The sequence below is a fragment of the Kitasatospora sp. NPDC051170 genome (assembly GCF_044455705.1).
Lineage (GTDB): Bacteria > Actinomycetota > Actinomycetes > Streptomycetales > Streptomycetaceae > Kitasatospora.
In genome coordinates this window covers 81440-98061 of the sequence record NZ_JBITFA010000024.1, presented here as the reverse complement: position 1 = coordinate 98061, position 16622 = coordinate 81440, and the positions used below count along the sequence as shown (strand labels likewise).

Sequence of the window (16622 nt, the reverse complement as noted above, 5' to 3'; positions counted from 1 at the left end):
CCGCGACGACGATCTTCGCGGAGGTGGTGGCGCGGGTGGAGGCGGCAGCGTTAGAGCTTGCGAAGTCCACTGAGGACCCTTTCGAGCAGCGTGACATCGGGCGTTCCGCCCGACTCGCCCGCGGCGGCGGGCTGGTGGATGGCGACGAGACCGGCCTCGGCCAGGTCGGCGACGAGGATGCGCGCCACACCGAGCGGCACGCCGGCCAGGGCGGAGATCTCCGCGATGGACTTGACCTCACGGCAGAGGTTCACGATCCGGGCGTGCTCGGGCAGCAGCCCACCCGTCCGGTCGGCCGAACCGACGGTCGAGATCAGGGCCTCGATGGCGAGCTGGTACCGCGGACGGGTGCGGCCACCGGTCATCGCGTACGGGCGGACCAGCGGCTGCTGCTCGTAGCCGTCGGACTGCCCGCCGTAGCCGCTGCCGTACCCGTTGCCGTACGGGCCGCCGGGTGTCGAGGGCGGGGTCATGGATCCTCCTTGTGCTGCAGCCTGGGGCAGCCGGTTCCAGCTGGGGCGATGCCAGCTGAGGCGGGATCAGCTGCCTGAGGGTAGCTGAGGGTGAGGCGCCGGGCTCGGTCGGGTCGGGCCCGGCGTCGGGTGGGGCGGGGTGGTACGGCCGCGCGGAGCCGGATCAGTGCAGGAGACTGCCCTGGAGTTCCGCGCGGAGTGCGGGGGTGAGGACGGCTCCTGCGCGGTCGACGAGCAGGGCCATCTCGTAGCCGACGAGGCCGATGTCGGAGTCGGGGGCGGCGAGGACGGCGAGGGCGGAGCCGTCGCTGACGGCCATGAGGAAGAGGAAGCCCCGTTCCATCTCGACGACGGTCTGGTTGACCTCGCCCCCCTCGAAGATCCGGCTGGCGCCGGAGGTGAGGGAGGTGAGGCCGGAGGCGACGGCGGCGAGCTGGTCGGCGCGGTCCCGGGGGAAGCCCTCGGACATGCACAGCAGGAGGCCGTCCGCGGAGACCACCACGGTGTGGGACACCCCGGGGGTGTTGTCCACGAAATTGGTGATCAGCCAGTTCAGGTTCTGTGCGGCCTGGCTCATCTGAATCAACTCAACGCTCCTGGTGATCTGCGCCGTTGCCGTCGCTCCGGCCACCGAAACTATCGAATCCGCCCTGCTGGGCACCATGCTGAACACCCGGCTGACCCGCGGCCTGCTCGGCCCCGGCCCGGCGGCCCTGCTGGATGCCGCGGCGCAGGTTGGTCAGGCGGCCGCGCACCTCCTCGGGGGCGCGGGAGACCTGGGGGCCGGTCATCGGCGAGGCCTCGGCGGTGCCGGAGACCAGGTTGGCCTGCGGCGTGCGCCGGGGGAGACCGGACAGCGTGACGCCGCTGGTCGAGGGCTCGCGCACCTGCTCCGCGCGGCGCCAGCGCTCGTCGTTGGCGGACGGACGCCAGGGAGCGTCGTCGGGGCCCGGCTGCTGGAACTCCTGCGGCGCGGCGGGCTGCTGGGCCTGCTGCTGCGGTGCCTGCTGCTGGGGTGCCTGCTGCTGGGCCTGCGGCGCCTGGGGCTGGGGCCGGCGCTGCTGCTGCGGGGCCTGCGGCGCCTGGTCCGGCTGGAACGCCGGGGAGGAGGTGCCGGGCCGGCGCGGCTGGTACGGGCGGGGCCGTGCCTGCTCCGGCTGCCAGGGCTGCTCGCCGGTGCCCTCGGAGGGCCCGGTCGGCAGCGCCATCGGCTCCTGGCGGCGGTACTGCTCAGGGTTGGGCTGCTGCGGGGCGGGCTGCTGGACCTGCTCCGGGCGCACCGGCTCCGGACGGCCCGGGTGCGGGACGTTCGGCAGCACCGGCTCCACCAGGCCGAGGCCCAGCGGGTCGCGCGGGTCGATCTGGCTGGCCTCGAAGCGCGGACGGGCGAACTGCTGGGTGCTCTCCACCGGCGCCGGCTCGGCCGGCGGCAGCGGCTGGGCCTGCTGCTGCGGCAGCTGGGGCTGACGGTCGCGCTGCGGCGCGTCCGGGCCGGGGCGCTGCGGTCGGCGCGGGCCCTGGGGACCCTGCGGGCCCTGCGGACCGGGACGGCCGGGGGCGCCGGGGCCCTGCTGGGCCGGGCCCTGGGCGCCGGGGCGGCGCTGCGGCAGACCCTCCTGCGGGCGCTCGCCCGGGCGGGCACCCTGCTGCGGCGCGCCGGGGCGGCCGTGCTGGGGCTGCTCGCCGGTGCGCGGGCCCTGACCGGGCTGCTGCGGGCCGGGGCGCTGGCCGGGCTGGCCGGGCTGGCCGTTCTGCTGCGGGCCGTTGGGCTGGGCACCGCGGCGGGGCAGGCCGTTCGGGCCGGCCTGCGGAGCCTGCTGCGGGGACTGCTGGGGCGGGCCCTGGCGGCCGGGACCGCGCTGCGGCGCCGGGCGTCCCTGCGGGGGACGGCCCTGGCCCTGGGGCTGGCCCTGACGGCCCGGACCCTGCTGGCCCTGCTGGCCCTGCGACGCGGGGGTCTCGCGCAGCGACTGGCCGACCTGCCGGGTCGGCAGCCCGCCGGGACGGCCGCCCGGAGCACCCGGAGCACCCGGACCGCCGGGAGCACCCGGAGCCGCCGGAGCGGCGGGGCCGCCCTGGCCGAGCTGCGGACGCCCGTTCTGCGGGGCGTTGCCGGCCGGGCCCTGCGCCAGCGCGGCCGGGCCGCCCTGGCCGGGGCTCATCTGGCGCTGCTGGCGCGGCGTCGGGGCGATCCCGCGCTGCTGCTTGGCCTGTGCGTCGCCGGGGCGGCCGGCGCCGCGGCGCTCGGCGGAGTTGGTGACGTCCACCGGGAGCATGACCAGCGCGGTGGTGCCGCCGGAGTCGCTCGGGCGCAGCTGGATGCGGATGCCGTGTCGCAGGGACAGGCGGCCGACCACGAAGAGGCCCATGCGGCGGGAGACGGAGACGTCGACCGTCGGCGGGTTGGCGAGGCGCTCGTTGATCTCGGCGAGGTCGTCGGGGCTCAGGCCGATGCCGGTGTCGTGGATCTCGACGAGCACGCGGCCGTCGGGCAGCGCGTGGCCGGTGACGCGGACGCGGGTCTGCGGGCTGGAGAACGAGGTGGCGTTCTCGAGCAGCTCGGCGAGGAGGTGGACGAGGTCGTTGACGACGCGGCCGGCGACCTCGGCGGAGGGCACCGAGGCGAGCTCGATGCGCTCGTACTGCTCCACCTCGGAGGCGGCGGCGCGGAGCACGTCGACCAGCGGGACGGGCCTGGTCCAGCGGCGGCCCGGGTCCTCACCGGCGAGGACGAGGAGGTTTTCGCCGTTGCGGCGCATGCGGGTGGCGAGGTGGTCCAGCTTGAAGAGGTTGGCCAGCTGGTCCGGGTCGGCCTCGCGGCTCTCGAGCTCGGAGATGAGCGACAGCTGGCGCTGGATGAGGCCCTGGCTGCGGCGTGAGAGGTTGGTGAACATCGCGTTGATGTTGCCTCGCAGGAGGGCCTGCTCGGCGGCGAGGCGGACGGCCTCGCTGTGCACCATGTCGAAGGCGTGGGCCACGTGGCCGATCTCGTCGGTGGAGTCGACGGCCACGGGTTCGACGGTGGTGTCGACGTCGTGGGGGTCGCTCTCGGAGAGCGTCTTGACGAGTTCGGGCAGTCGCCGCTCGGCGACGTCCTCGGCCGCGGCCTGCAGCCTGGTCAGCGAGCGCACCATCGAGCGGGCGATCAGACCGGCGCCACCGAGGGCGACGAGCAGCACCAGGGCGACGGCGGCGGCGATGATCAGCGCGTCGGTGTCGGCCTGGGCCTGGAGGTCCTGGGCCTTGCCGTCGAGGTTCTCCAGGAGCTTGGACTCGATCCGGCGCTCGGCGGTGATCTTGGCGCTGGCCTTCTCGTACCACTCCTTGAACGTCACCGGGTCGGTCTGGTGGATGCCGTTGACCTGGAGGATCGAGCGCGCGTAGCGGTCGGCGTCGGCGACGACGTTGTTGTAGCTCAGCTGCCCGCGCAGGTTGTCGAGGTCGTGCGCGGTGTAGATGTTGTTGAACCCGATGAGCGCGTTGTCGTAGGACGTGCGCAGGCGGATGCCGAAGGACTCGTCGCTCGCGCTGAGGTCGGGGCCCTTGGGGTTGGCGAGCGCGGCGCTGACGAGGGCGCGCTGCTGCGAGGTGACGTTCTTGGCGAGCGAGAACTGCTGGAGCGCACGGGTCGCGACGACCAGGTCCTTGTTGTTGGACGCGAGCGCGATGTCCTGGGTGAGGCCCAGCAGGTCTCGGATGATCACGTCGTACGCGGTGATCGTCGACTGGATGTTCTGGTTGTTCTGGTACGGCGTGTTGCGCGCCTCGGAGATGGAGTTCAGGTCCCTGCGGATCTGGAACAGCAGGGCCTTGCCACCGGAGAGCTCGAGGTTCTCGAACTTGTCGGAGGAGGCGGTGAAGGCGCGGTTGAGGTCGTCGGTGGCCTTGCGGGCCGTGACGATGTCGTCGTCCAGCGGGGCGCTGGGGTCGCGGGTGATCGGGCCGGCGCTGATGTCGCGCTCGGTCTGCAGGGCGTCCGCGAGGTTGGTCGCCTTCTTGGCCAGGTCGGAGAGGTTGGCCATCTGGGCGAGCTGCTGCGAGTTCTGCATCGAGCTCTGGATGCGCAGGCCACCGAGGACCAGCGAGACCAGGACGGGCAGCGCGAGCAGCGCGATCAGGCGGGTGCGGATGCGCCAGTTGCGCATCGCGAGCCGGTTGATACCGGTGGCGCGGCGCCTGGTCAGAGTGGTGCGGAGCTTGTCGCGAGTGCGCTCGCGGCCCTCGCCCTCCGGCTTGCCGGGCGCCTCGGGCACGGTCGGCCCGTCCGGGCCTCCGGGGGCCGCCGCCTGCTGAGGGGCAGCCACGGGCTCGTGCGACTCCGGGTTGCCCGCGGCGCCCCTACCCCTTTTGAAACGTCCCTGCACTGGCGTCGCAACCTCTGGACCGGGCGTCCCGCCGCGTCGCCACGGCCTGGACGGTGTCGAGTTTCCATCCGCGTCCCGGCCGGTCCGGGCGTGCGGGTCACCGGGGTGGACTTCTCCCTACCCACGGTCCGTGGCATTCCAGCACAGCCGGGGAATCCCAACAAGGGCCGCCGGAACTCGGCGGCCGGCACTACCGACCGCGTGCGACGTTTCACAGACTGTGCGGTAACCGGACCGGAATACCGCCTTTTTCGGACACTCGCCTGATACATGCCAAGCGGGCGGGAGATCGAAAAGATTCATAGACCTGTGGAGATGTCCGGAATGCGAAGTTCGCCGGGAATTTCCGTTGCGACGAAATGTCTGGAATCCGGCTTTTGCGGACGAATTTGTGAGCAAACTCACAGACTAATGTGTAGCTTTGGTCACGGTCTCTGTGGAATGAGATCTCGTACCCTGGCTGTCTCCGGCGCACGGCCTCGATCAGCCTGCCCAGAACCCCTCCGAACCATTCGGAACCTTTCGGAATCACTCAGGCCGGTGCCGAGATCCCCGCGATCCGTCCGGCCGCGACCACCGAGGTGCACTCGATGTCCCTGGCGAAGAAGGCCACCACGTCCACGCTGTCCAGCCGCCCCACGGCGAACCCGCGCCGGACGACCCTGGCCTCGGTCGAGGACTTCGCCTCGATCCCGGGCGCCCGCAAGCCCGAGGACGTCCTCACCTACGCGACGGAGCTGCCGGCCAACACCGCCAACCCGCGCCGCGTCCAGCTGATGGTCGCCCCGGTCGTGACCCCGCGCGACTGACGCTCGTACGGCCCGAGGGCGCCGCCGCCACGACAACCGGCGACGGCGCCCTCGCGCATGTCCGGACGTGGCCGCCGAACAGGGGCAAAGCGGTCGGCCCAGGCCCGGCGCGATAGCCTGGACGACGATTGACGGGGCCGCGCCCACCTCGGGCGGGGCGCCCACCAGCGCCCGGGAGCGCTCCGGGCGGCCGAACGAAGCTAGGGGTGTCCCAGCCGTGCGCATTGCCAGGTTCTCCGTTCGGGAAGGAAGCCCTGCCGCCGGCAGCGTCTCCTTCGGCGTGGTGGAGGGCGATCCCTCCCAGCCCGAGTCGCTGGTCGTCCACGCGCTGGCGGGCCACCCGTTCGGCCAGCCCCAGCCCACCGGCGAGAGCTACCGCTTCCAGGACGTCCGGCTGCTGAGCCCGATGCTCCCCAACAAGATCGTGGCGGTCGGCCGCAACTACGCGGCGCACGCGGCCGAGCTGGGCAACGACGTCCCCGACGTCCCGCTGACCTTCTTCAAGCCCTCCACCTCCGTGATCGGCCCGACCGAGAGCATCGCGTACCCGCCGTTCTCCTCGGACGTCCAGTTCGAGGGCGAACTCGCCGTGGTGATCGGCCGGATGTGCCGCGAGGTGCCGCTGGACCGGGTGCCCGAGGTGATCCTCGGCTACACCTGCGCCAACGACGTCACCGCGCGCGACGTCCAGAAGCGCGAGGGCCAGTGGGCCCGGGCCAAGGGCTTCGACACCGCCTGCCCGCTGGGCCCGTGGATCGAGACCGACGTGGACCCGGCCGACCTCGCCCTCACCACCACGGTCAACGGGGAGCTGCGCCAGAGCGGCCGCACCTCCCGGATGGTCCGCTCGGTCGCCGAGCTGATCGTCCACATCTCCGAGGCCATGACGCTGCTGCCCGGCGACGTCATCCTCACCGGCACGCCCGAAGGGGTGGGCCCGCTCAACGTCGGCGACGAGGTCGCCGTCTCCATCGAAGGCATCGGCACTCTCACCAACAAGGTGATCAAGCGTGGCTAACACTGACCCGGACGTCCGGGTTCGCTTCTGTCCCTCCCCGACCGGCAATCCCCACGTGGGGATGGTCCGCACGGCCCTGTTCAACTGGGCCTACGCCCGCCACACCGGCGGCAAGCTGGTCTTCCGGATCGAGGACACCGACTCCGCCCGCGACTCCGAGGAGTCGTACCACCAGCTGCTCGACGCCATGAGCTGGCTCGGCCTGGACTGGGACGAGGGCCCGGAGGTCGGCGGCCCGCACGCGCCGTACCGCCAGTCGCAGCGGATGGACATCTACGCCGACGTCGCCAGGCGCCTGCACGAGGCCGGCCACGCCTACCACTGCTACTGCAGCACCGAGGAGCTGGACGCCCGCCGCGAGGCCGCCCGCGCCGCCGGCAAGCCCTCCGGCTACGACGGCCACTGCCGGGACCTGAGCGAGGACCAGGTCGCGGTCTACAAGCTGGAGAAGCGCGAGCCGATCCTGCGCTTCCGGATGCCCGACAAGACCATCTCCTTCGACGACCTGGTCCGCGGCACGCTCACCTTCGAGCCGGAGAACGTGCCGGACTACGGCATCGTCCGCGCCAACGGCGCCCCGCTGTACACCCTGGTCAACCCGGTGGACGACGCCCTGATGGGCATCACCCACGTGCTGCGCGGCGAGGACCTGCTCTCCTCCACCCCGCGGCAGATCGCGCTGTACGAGGCCCTGGCCGGGATCGGCGTCGGCGCGGGCACCACCCCGCACTTCGGCCACCTGCCGTACGTGATGGGCGAGGGCAACAAGAAGCTCTCCAAGCGCGACCCGCAGGCGTCGCTCAACATGTACCGCGAGGCCGGCTTCATCCGCGAGGGCCTGCTCAACTACCTGTCCCTGCTGGGCTGGTCGCTCGCCGAGGACCGCGACCTGTTCGACATGGACGAGCTGGTCGCCGCCTTCGACATCGCCAAGGTGAACTCCAACCCGGCGCGCTTCGACCTGAAGAAGTGCGAGGCCATCAACGCCGAGCACGTCCGCCGGCTGGCCCCGGAGGACTTCGTCCGGCGCCTGGTGCCGTTCCTCCAGGCCCCCGGCCTGCTGCCGGCCGAGCCGAGCGCCGAGCAGCTCGACCTGCTCGCCAAGGTGGCGCCGCTCACCCAGGAGCGGATGGTCGTGCTGAGCGAGATCGTCAACATGGCCGGCTTCCTGTTCGTCGCGCCCGAGGACTTCGCCGTCGACCCCGACGACGCGGCCAAGGCCCTGACGGCCGACGCCCGCCCCGTCCTGGAGGCCAGCGTCAAGGCACTGGAGGAGCTCGGGGACTTCACCCCGGAGCCGATCCAGGCCGCGCTGCGCGAGGCGCTGGTGGAGGGCCTGGGCATCAAGCCCAAGTTCGCCTTCACGCCGCTGCGGGTGGCCGTCACCGGCCGCCGGGTCTCGCCGCCGCTGTTCGAGTCGATGGAGCTGCTGGGCCGCCCCGAGACGCTGCGCCGCCTGCGCTCCGCCCTGGACGCCCTGCCGGCGGCCTGAACCGCCTCCCGGAGCGCGTCCGGGCGCGTCCGAGCGCGCCCGAGTACGCCCGAGGGCCCGGCCAGGTGCCGGGCCCTCGGCGCACCCGGAGGCCATCTTCCGGCCTCCGGGCCGCTGCCTGGGGTTATCGATTTTGGAGCCAGGGCAGACGTCGGGTAATGTTCTTTCTGCGCCGCCCGGGAGGGAACGGACGAGGGAACGAAAGCCCCTCGGAAGGGACCGAACGAGAGGCGCAACGCTCGAGAAGGGCCCGCAGGGGTTCAACTCTGGTGGGGTATGGTGTAATTGGCAGCACGAGTGATTCTGGTTCATTTAGTCTAGGTTCGAGTCCTGGTACCCCAGCGCAGTACGGTCGGTGACGGCCGGACGGCAACAACTGAAGATCAAGCCCCCGTTGTGTAGCGGCCTAGCACGCTGCCCTCTCACGGCAGTAGCGCCGGTTCGAATCCGGTCGGGGGTACTGGTCCCGCAAGGGATCGCCTGGAAAGCCCCCGTTGTGTAGCGGCCTAGCACGCTGCCCTCTCACGGCAGTAGCGCCGGTTCGAATCCGGTCGGGGGTACTGGTTCCGCGAGGAACCGACAGGAAGCCCCCGTTGTGTAGCGGCCTAGCACGCTGCCCTCTCACGGCAGTAGCGCCGGTTCGAATCCGGTCGGGGGTACTCCAGAGCATGAAGCCGGTGGGCGGTTCCCATCGGCCCTTGCTTTGTGTTGGGGTATGGTGTAATTGGCAGCACGAGTGATTCTGGTTCATTTAGTCTAGGTTCGAGTCCTGGTACCCCAGCCAGAAATTGGAAAGGCCCCGGTTCGGGGCCTTTTTGCTTTTCCCGCACCCCCTGTACGTACTCTCCGCGCGGACGCGTGGAAGCACCGCGAAAGGCCCCGCTCGCATCCGAGCGGGGCCTTCTCCGTGGGGGAGGGGGTGGGTGGGGGAGAGTTCGCCGCTCAGCTGCGGCGCAGCGCCTCGGTGAGCCGGTTCGCGGCCTCGATGATGGCCTGGGCGTGCAGCCGGCCCGGGTGGCGGGTCAGGCGCTCGATCGGGCCGGAGACGGAGACGGCGGCCACCACGCGGTTGGAGGGGCCGCGCACGGGCGCGGAGACGGACGCGACGCCCGGCTCCCGCTCGCCGATCGACTGGGCCCAGCCGCGCCGCCGTACGCCGCTGAGCGCGGTGGCGGTGAACCGGGCGCCCTGGAGGCCGCGGTGGAGCCGCTCGGGCTCCTCCCAGGCCAGCAGGACCTGGGCGGCCGAGCCGGCCTTCATCGGCAGGGTGCTGCCGACCGGGACGGTGTCCCGCAGGCCGGAGAGCCGCTCGGCGGCGGCTACGCAGATCCGCATCTCGCCCTGCCGGCGGTAGAGCTGTGCGCTCTCGCCGGTGACGTCGCGCAGGTGGGTCAGGACCGGGCCCGCGGTGGCGAGCAGCCGGTCCTCGCCCGCCGCGGCGGAGAGTTCGGACAGGCGGGGGCCGAGGATGAAGCGCCCCTGCATGTCCCTGGTGACGAGACGGTGGTGTTCGAGTGCGACGGCGAGTCTGTGGGCGGTGGGGCGCGCCAGACCGGTGGCGGCGACCAGCCCCGCCAGCGTGGCGGGGCCCGACTCCAGTGCGCTGAGCACCAGAGCGGCCTTGTCGAGAACGCCGACGCCGCTAGAGTTGTCCATGCGCTAAGACTGCAGTCTCAGTCCGCGAGACGCAAGTTCAATCTTCCGGGAAAAGCGCCACTCTGGATGCAGCAGCCCGGGAGACATCCAGGATGGGACCTCTTCGGAGTGTCCGCATCGTGGACAGGGCCCGACGACACGAGAAGGCCGGCAACGCGGCCGGCTGGAGGGATTCCGATGGGACGGACACTCGCTGAGAAGGTCTGGGACGACCACGTCGTACGGCGGGCGGAGGGCGAGCCCGACCTCCTCTACATCGACCTGCACCTGCTCCACGAGGTCACCAGCCCGCAGGCGTTCGACGGGCTGCGCCTGGCCGGTCGCCCGGTGCGCCGCACCGACCTGACCATCGCCACCGAGGACCACAACACCCCCACCCTCGACATCGACAAGCCGATCGCCGACCCGGTGTCCAGGGTCCAGCTGGAGACCCTGCGCCGCAACGCCGCCGAGTTCGGCGTGCGCATCCACTCCCTCGGCGACGTCGAGCAGGGCGTGGTGCACGTGGTCGGCCCGCAGCTGGGCCTGACCCAGCCCGGTATGACCGTGGTCTGCGGCGACTCCCACACCTCCACCCACGGCGCCTTCGGCGCACTGGCGTTCGGCATCGGCACCAGCCAGGTCGAACACGTGCTGGCCACCCAGACCCTGCCGCTGGCGCCGTTCCGGACGATGGCGATCACCGTCGAGGGCGATCTGCCCGAGGGCGTCACCGCCAAGGACCTGATCCTCGCGGTCATCACGAAGATCGGCACCGGCGGCGGTCAGGGCTATGTCCTGGAGTACCGCGGTTCGGCGATCCGGAGCCTGTCCATGGAGGCCCGGATGACCGTCTGCAACATGTCCATCGAGGCGGGCGCCCGGGCCGGCATGATCGCCCCGGACGAGACCACCTTCGCCTACCTCGAGGGCCGTCCGCACGCCCCGCAGGGCGAGGAGTGGGACGCCGCCGTCGCGTACTGGAAGACCCTCGCCACCGACGAGGACGCCGTCTTCGACCACGAGATCTTCATCGACGCGAACGAGCTGACCCCGTTCGTCACCTGGGGCACCAACCCCGGCCAGGGCGCCCCGCTCGGCGCGGACGTCCCGAACCCGGAGGACTTCGCCGACCCGCAGGAGCGCCTGGCCGCCGAGAACGCCCTGGCGTACATGGGCCTGACGGCCGGCACCCCGCTGCGCGAGGTCGCCGTCGACGCCGTCTTCGTCGGATCGTGCACCAACGGCCGGATCGAGGACCTGCGGGCCGCCGCCGCCGTCATCGAGGGCCGCAAGGTCGCGGACGGCGTGCGGATGCTGGTCGTCCCCGGCTCGGTGCGGGTCGCCCTGCAGGCCGTCGAGGAGGGCCTCGACAAGGTGTTCACCGCCGCCGGGGCCGAATGGCGCCACGCCGGCTGCTCGATGTGCCTGGGCATGAACCCCGACCAGCTGGCCCCCGGCGAGCGCTGCGCCTCCACCTCGAACCGCAACTTCGAGGGCCGGCAGGGCAAGGGCGGCCGCACCCACCTGGTCTCCCCGCAGGTCGCCGCCGCGACCGCCGTCCTGGGCCGACTGGCCGCCCCGGTCGACCTGACCGCCGACATCGCCGTGGAGGCATGAGCCATGGAGAAGTTCACCACCCACACCGGCCGGGCCGTGCCGCTGCGCCGCAGCAACGTCGACACCGACCAGATCATCCCCGCCCACTGGCTCAAGAAGGTCACCCGATCCGGTTTCGAGGGCGGTCTGTTCGAAGCCTGGCGCAAGGACGAGTCGTTCATCCTGAACCGGCCCGAGCGCCAGGGCGCCACCGTCCTGGTCGCCGGACCGGAGTTCGGCACCGGCTCCTCCCGGGAACACGCCGTCTGGGCGCTGCAGAACTACGGCTTCCACGCGGTGATCTCCTCGCGCTTCGCGGACATCTTCCGGGGCAACTCCCTCAAGAACGGTCTGCTGACCGTCGTGCTGCCCCAGGAGACCGTGGAACGACTCTGGTCGCTCACCGAGAGTGACCCTTCGGCCGAGATCACCGTTGATCTGGAGAAGCGCGAAGTCCGGGCCGAAGGCGTCGTCGCGCCCTTCGAACTGGACGACAACGTGCGGTGGCGGCTGCTCAACGGCCTGGACGACATCAGCATCACCCTGCAGAACGAGGCCGACATCGCCACGTTCGAGACGCGCCGTCCGGCGTTCAAGCCCCGTACGCTGCCCGTCGCCTGAGTTCCCCTCAGAACAAGCATTCTGACGATCGACCGGATGGCCCGCGCTCCCCTTCGGGGGGGCCGGGCCATCCGGCGTTGCGGAGTACGAGTTAGCGCCGGTGCCTCCCCGGATTGCCCATTCGGCTTTGCGGAAGAGGGCCCCGCGCAAGTACAACTGCGGGTAGATGGCACAATCAGTACATGCACCGGCGCCATGAACCTCCGTACGCGGGCGGCGAACCCGCGTCCGAGGAGTCCAGGGGCCGGCGATCCGAACGGCGAATTGACGATCGGCCGGACGTCACCTCCGCGCAAGCCGAGGGGCCGGACGACCAGGAAGTCGCAGCGCTCCACGCGCTCGTGGCCGAGCGGTTGAAGCAAGCTCACGCCCGCGTGCATGCGCTGAACGTGTCAGCCGAAGCAAAGTCCGCTCTCACCCGTCAACTGCTGATCGTCACCGAGACCGCCAAGCGCGATCTTCCGGGGGCGGCACGGCGGTTGGGTCGCTTTGTACATGACCTCGACGAGGGGCACCCGCCGCTCGACTGAGGTCGCCGACGCGCAAATCCATTGCGACACTAGGGTGATTCGCGCGTTTGGTAATTGAAAGTCCGCAGATACATACCTAACGTGCGAAAAGAACGGATGGAATCATCCGGCGCCCGTTTCCGAAGGGGAAGACGTGAACAAGGCTCAGCTTGTCGAAGCGGTGGCCGAGCAGCTGGGTGGTCGCAAGGCTGCCGCAGAGGCCGTCGACGCAGTGCTCGACACCATGGTGCGTGCCGTCGTGGCGGGTGACCGGGTCTCGGTCACCGGGTTCGGCACCTTCGAGAAGGTGGAGCGCTCCGCGCGCTTCGCCCGCAACCCGCAGACCGGCGAGCGGGTCAAGGTCAAGAAGACCGCCGTCCCGCGCTTCCGCCCGGGCCAGGGCTTCAAGGACCTGGTCAGCGGCAGCAAGAAGCTGCCGAAGGAAGGCCCCTCGGTGAAGAAGGCCCCCAAGGGCTCCCTCACCCCGGGCAAGACCGGCGTCGCCGCCACGCCGGCCGCCAAGCGCGCCGCCACCAAGCGTTCCGCCGCTGCCGCCGCCCCGGCCGCGACCAAGAAGACCGCGGCGAAGAAGACGGCCACCACGGCCGCCGCCAAGAAGACCACGGCCACGGCGACCAAGAAGACCGCCGCCGCCGCGAAGAAGGCGACCACCACGGCCGCCGCCAAGAAGACCACGGCCACCGCCAAGAAGGCGACCGCCACGGCCAAGAAGACGGCTCCGGCGAAGAAGACCGCCACCCGCAAGACCACCGCGCGCAAGACCTCCGCCAAGTAAGTCCCGCGCGGCCGTCCTCGGACGGTCTTCGGCTCGAAGAGCCGCGGCGACCCCCTTCCGCGAATAGCGGAGACCGGGCGCCGCGGCTCTTTCGATTTCCGGGCGCTTAGTCAGGATTACGCGGCGTGTGGATGCCAGGGGCATGTGCCGGGTACGGGACCGCGGCGCCGAATGGGTGGGAACGCGAAAGGCGTCAGCGATCGGCCGGGTCGGGGAAGGTCTGGAGCGTCACGAAGACCACCCGGCGGGCCTCGCCCTCGCCCTCGGTACGGATGCGCACGCGCTGGCCCGGCCTCAGCAGCCGCAGGCCCCCGGCGTCGAAGGCGGCCGCGTCGAACGGCACCGGGGTCCCGTCGTCGAGCAGCACGGAGCCGGCCCGGGTGGCGGGGTCGAAGGTGAACGCGGTGGCCTGCATGCGAGCAGCATAGCGAGCCGGTTTCCCCGGTCCCCTGACGTCCGGTCCCCTTACACGCGGCCCCCGGCCAGCCGGGCGAAGAGCGGGCGGGTGTGGGGGCCCAGGCCGAGGGTGGCCGCCTCGCCCAGGTCCGTCCCGGTGTCGACGTCGCGGCGCACCGACTCCACGTCCGCCAAACGGAGTTCGACCGCGCCGCCGGCCGCGTGCCGGGCCCGTGAGCCGTCCCCGAAGGCGGGGGAGAGCGGGTGGCCGGGGGAGCAGGCGAGCAGGGTGGTGCCCAGGCCCGGGGAGTCGGGCAGGAAGGCCCGGCCCTGCGGCGGCACCGCGCCCAGCACCCGGGCGAGTTCGGCCGGGCGCAGCGCCGGGAGGTCCGCCGAGAGGACGGCCAGCGGCGCGTCGGGGGCGAGCGCCCTGGCGGCCGTGGCGCCGTGCGTCAGCGCGCTGTTGAGGCCGCCGCCCGGCTCGTCCGCGACGACCACCGCGCCGAGCCCGGCCAGCCGCTCACCGGCGCGCGCGTCGGTGGTCACCACCAGGACGCGGCCGACGCCCGGGGTCGCCAGCGCGGCGGAGACGGTGTCGAGGGCGAACGACAGGGCCAGGCCGGCCCGGTGCGGCCCGGCGTACGGGGCGAGTCTGCTCTTGGCCAGTGCCAGGGGCTTGAGCGGCAGCACCAGCGACCATCCGGCGGTGGGTGCGGCGGGCGCGACGGGCTCGCTGGGGCGTACGGTGTCCTGGGTCATCGGCGTCATTGTGACGCCGGTCCCGGAGCCCTCGCCAGGCCGTCCGAGCTGTGCGGACGTGCGTTTGATCACGCCCGCCACGCGGGTTGGCGCGGTCGCTCGACAGCCGGTGATCGTGCGGGCGACACTGTTCCGCACCCGTGACGTGGGCACCGGCCGCACCGGTGCCCGGTGTCGGCGCCGGGAGGCTATGACCGCGGTGCCCCCTGTGTGCCGCATGTGATGAGAAGGAGCCTGGGGTGGTCCGCCGCTCGTACGCCAAGTTCGGCAACGCCGACTACGGCATCTGGTACCGCTTCGCGGCCGTGCTGGTGAAGCCGGTGACGACCGCGCTGGTGAAGCCCGACTGGCGGGGCTGGGAGAACCTTCCGAAGGAAGGCGGCTTCATCGCCGCGGTGAACCACAATTCGATCATCGACCCGGTGATCTACGCGCACTGGCAGTACAACAGTGGCCGCCCGCCCCGGATTCTCGCGAAGTCCTCGCTGTTCTCGATTCCGTTCATCGGATTCATGCTGCGCAAGACCGGCCAGATTCCGGTGTTCCGCGAGTCCACCGACGCCGCGCAGGCTTTCCGGGCCGCGATCGAGGCCGTCGACAACGGGCAGTGCGTGCAGTTCTACCCGGAGGGCACCCTCACCCGGGACCCGGACCTGTGGCCGATGACCGGCAAGAGCGGCGTCGCCCGCGTCGCGCTGATGACCGGCGCCCCCGTCATCCCCGTCGCCCACTGGGGCGCGCACGAGATCATCCCGCCGTACGGCCACCCGGGCTTCGGCAAGGGCAGGTTCAACCTCTTCCCCCGGCACACGGTCGTCGTCGCGGCCGGGCCCCCGGTGGACCTCGCCAAGTACCAGGGCCAGGAGCTCACCGCCCAGGTGCTGAACGACGCCACCGAGGACATCATGGCCGCCATCACCGCCGTCCTGGCCGAGGTCCGCGGCGAGGAGCCGCCCGCCGAGCGCTTCGACATGCGCAAGGCCGCCCGCCGCCGGGCCGCCGCTGCGCTCGCCGAACGGCGCCGCGCCAAGGGCGAGGCCAGGGACGCGGCCAGGCGTGATGTCGAGGGCGAGGCCAAGGGCGACAAGGCCACCCGTACCGAAGAAGGGGAGGCCGGCCGATGACCCGCTGCGCCGTGATGGGGACCGGCTCCTGGGGCACCGCCTTCGCGATGGTGCTCGCCGACGCCGGCAGCGAGGTGACGCTGTGGGCCCGCCGCCAGGAACTGGCCGACGCCGTCAACACCACGCACGAGAACCCGGACTACCTGCCCGGCGTCCGGCTGCCCGACTCGGTGCGGGCCACCACCGACGCCGCCGAGGCGCTGGCGGGGGCCGACTTCGCCGTCCTGGTGGTGCCCTCGCAGACGCTGCGCGACAACCTGGCCGCCTGGGCGCCGCTGATCGAGCCCCAGACCGTGCTGGTGAGCCTGATGAAGGGCATCGAGCTCGGCACCGCCAAGCGGATGAGCGAGGTGATCGACGAGGTCACCAAGGTCGGCCCGGACCGGGTCGCGGTGGTCAGCGGGCCCAACCTGGCCAAGGAGATCGCCAACCGGCAGCCCGCCGCCAGCGTCGTCGCCTGCGCGGACGAGGCCGTCGCCAAGCGGCTCCAGGCGGCCTGCCACACGCCGTACTTCCGGCCGTACACCAACACCGACGTGGTCGGCTGCGAACTCGGCGGCGCCGTCAAGAACGTGATCGGCCTGGCGGTCGGCATGGCCGCCGGCATGGGGCTGGGCGACAACACCAAGGCGACGCTGATCACCCGGGGGCTCGCCGAGACCACCCGCCTCGGCGAGGTGCTGGGCGCCGACCCGCACACCTTCGCCGGGCTCGCCGGGATGGGCGACCTGGTGGCCACCTGCTCCTCGCCGCTGTCGCGCAACAACACCTTCGGCATGAACCTCGGCCGGGGCATGTCGCTGGCCGAGACCATCGCGGCCACCCGGCAGACCGCGGAGGGCGTCAAGTCCTGCGAGTCGGTGCTGGACCTGGCCCGGCGCAACGGCGTCGACATGCCGATCGTGGAGGCCGTGGTGGACGTGGTGCACAACGGGCGGCCCACCCAGGAGGCGCTGCGGGCGCTGATGTCGCGCTCGGCGAAGGCGGAGCGCCGCTGACTTTCGGCAAACCCGTCGCACGGTAGTCT

15 protein-coding genes and 5 tRNA genes are annotated in these 16622 nt (G+C 71.8%); 14 read left to right on the top strand and 6 right to left on the bottom strand.

Going from position 1 to position 16622, the window contains the following annotated elements:
- Positions 1 to 50 precede the first annotated feature (50 nt).
- From ACIBCA_RS34890 to ACIBCA_RS34880, 3 genes are all read right to left on the bottom strand, one after another.
- On the bottom strand, positions 51 to 473 hold the full coding sequence (locus ACIBCA_RS34890; protein ID WP_396287122.1) for a DUF742 domain-containing protein: 423 nt from the start codon (positions 471 to 473) through the stop codon (positions 51 to 53).
- Positions 474 to 636: 163 nt separating this feature from the next.
- The gene (locus tag ACIBCA_RS34885; RefSeq protein WP_030248297.1) at positions 637 to 1050 is read right to left on the bottom strand and encodes a roadblock/LC7 domain-containing protein; all 414 of its coding nucleotides are present in this window, start codon (positions 1048 to 1050) and stop codon (positions 637 to 639) included.
- A 10-nt stretch (positions 1051 to 1060) separates the two neighbouring features.
- Positions 1061 to 4777 (bottom strand): nitrate- and nitrite sensing domain-containing protein, encoded by a 3717-nt coding sequence (locus tag ACIBCA_RS34880; RefSeq protein ID WP_396287121.1) that lies wholly within the window; start codon positions 4775 to 4777, stop codon positions 1061 to 1063.
- A 650-nt stretch (positions 4778 to 5427) separates the two neighbouring features.
- On the opposite strand from ACIBCA_RS34880, the gene ACIBCA_RS34875 reads away from it, so the two are divergent.
- The 8 genes from ACIBCA_RS34875 (at position 5428) to ACIBCA_RS34840 (ending at position 8940) form a co-directional block, all read left to right on the top strand.
- Positions 5428 to 5646 (top strand): hypothetical protein, encoded by a 219-nt coding sequence (locus ACIBCA_RS34875; RefSeq protein ID WP_396287120.1) that lies wholly within the window; start codon positions 5428 to 5430, stop codon positions 5644 to 5646.
- A gap of 217 nt (positions 5647 to 5863) precedes the next feature.
- Positions 5864 to 6664 carry a fumarylacetoacetate hydrolase family protein gene (locus ACIBCA_RS34870; RefSeq protein ID WP_396287119.1) on the top strand — a complete coding sequence of 267 codons (801 nt, stop codon included), beginning with the start codon at positions 5864 to 5866 and terminating at the stop codon, positions 6662 to 6664.
- Positions 6657 to 8156: a glutamate--tRNA ligase gene (gltX, locus tag ACIBCA_RS34865; protein ID WP_396287118.1), complete on the top strand. Its 1500-nt coding sequence runs from the start codon at positions 6657 to 6659 to the stop codon at positions 8154 to 8156. The genes ACIBCA_RS34870 and gltX overlap by 8 nt, the downstream gene beginning before the upstream one ends.
- Positions 8157 to 8426: 270 nt before the next feature.
- Positions 8427 to 8498 (top strand) — tRNA-Gln (locus ACIBCA_RS34860).
- Positions 8499 to 8543: 45 nt separating this feature from the next.
- Positions 8544 to 8616, top strand: a tRNA-Glu gene (locus ACIBCA_RS34855).
- A 27-nt stretch (positions 8617 to 8643) separates the two neighbouring features.
- Positions 8644 to 8716, top strand: a tRNA-Glu gene (locus ACIBCA_RS34850).
- A gap of 26 nt (positions 8717 to 8742) precedes the next feature.
- A tRNA-Glu gene (locus ACIBCA_RS34845) sits at positions 8743 to 8815 on the top strand.
- A gap of 50 nt (positions 8816 to 8865) precedes the next feature.
- Positions 8866 to 8940: transfer RNA gene (locus tag ACIBCA_RS34840), tRNA-Gln, on the top strand.
- 158 nt (positions 8941 to 9098) lie between these two features.
- Here ACIBCA_RS34840 and ACIBCA_RS34835 read toward each other — a convergent pair.
- Positions 9099 to 9812, bottom strand: a complete 714-nt coding sequence (locus ACIBCA_RS34835; protein WP_030306825.1) for an IclR family transcriptional regulator — start codon at positions 9810 to 9812, stop codon at positions 9099 to 9101.
- Between the two features lie 177 nt (positions 9813 to 9989).
- Between ACIBCA_RS34835 and leuC the strand changes: the two genes are divergently transcribed.
- The 4 genes from leuC (at position 9990) to ACIBCA_RS34815 (ending at position 13316) form a co-directional block, all read left to right on the top strand.
- On the top strand, positions 9990 to 11411 hold the full coding sequence (gene leuC / locus ACIBCA_RS34830; protein WP_396287117.1) for a 3-isopropylmalate dehydratase large subunit: 1422 nt from the start codon (positions 9990 to 9992) through the stop codon (positions 11409 to 11411).
- A 3-nt stretch (positions 11412 to 11414) separates the two neighbouring features.
- Positions 11415 to 12011, top strand: a complete 597-nt coding sequence (leuD, locus tag ACIBCA_RS34825; RefSeq protein WP_396287116.1) for a 3-isopropylmalate dehydratase small subunit — start codon at positions 11415 to 11417, stop codon at positions 12009 to 12011.
- Positions 12012 to 12193: 182 nt separating this feature from the next.
- On the top strand, positions 12194 to 12541 hold the full coding sequence (locus ACIBCA_RS34820; protein ID WP_396287115.1) for a hypothetical protein: 348 nt from the start codon (positions 12194 to 12196) through the stop codon (positions 12539 to 12541).
- Between the two features lie 133 nt (positions 12542 to 12674).
- Positions 12675 to 13316 (top strand): HU family DNA-binding protein, encoded by a 642-nt coding sequence (locus ACIBCA_RS34815; RefSeq protein WP_396287114.1) that lies wholly within the window; start codon positions 12675 to 12677, stop codon positions 13314 to 13316.
- A gap of 193 nt (positions 13317 to 13509) precedes the next feature.
- Here the strand turns inward: ACIBCA_RS34815 and ACIBCA_RS34810 are convergent, their stop codons facing one another.
- Together ACIBCA_RS34810 and cofC are read right to left on the bottom strand one after the other, a co-directional pair.
- Positions 13510 to 13731 (bottom strand): hypothetical protein, encoded by a 222-nt coding sequence (locus ACIBCA_RS34810; protein ID WP_396287113.1) that lies wholly within the window; start codon positions 13729 to 13731, stop codon positions 13510 to 13512.
- Positions 13732 to 13781: 50 nt separating this feature from the next.
- Positions 13782 to 14471, bottom strand: coding sequence for a 2-phospho-L-lactate guanylyltransferase (gene cofC / locus ACIBCA_RS34805; RefSeq protein ID WP_396287112.1), 690 nt, complete (start codon positions 14469 to 14471; stop codon positions 13782 to 13784).
- Positions 14472 to 14710: 239 nt separating this feature from the next.
- Between cofC and ACIBCA_RS34800 the strand changes: the two genes are divergently transcribed.
- On the top strand, positions 14711 to 15595 hold the full coding sequence (locus ACIBCA_RS34800) for a lysophospholipid acyltransferase family protein (protein ID WP_396287111.1): 885 nt from the start codon (positions 14711 to 14713) through the stop codon (positions 15593 to 15595).
- Positions 15592 to 16593, top strand: a complete 1002-nt coding sequence (locus tag ACIBCA_RS34795; protein WP_396287110.1) for an NAD(P)H-dependent glycerol-3-phosphate dehydrogenase — start codon at positions 15592 to 15594, stop codon at positions 16591 to 16593. Before ACIBCA_RS34800 ends, ACIBCA_RS34795 begins: the two co-directional genes overlap by 4 nt.
- The last annotated feature ends 29 nt before the right edge of the window (positions 16594 to 16622 follow it).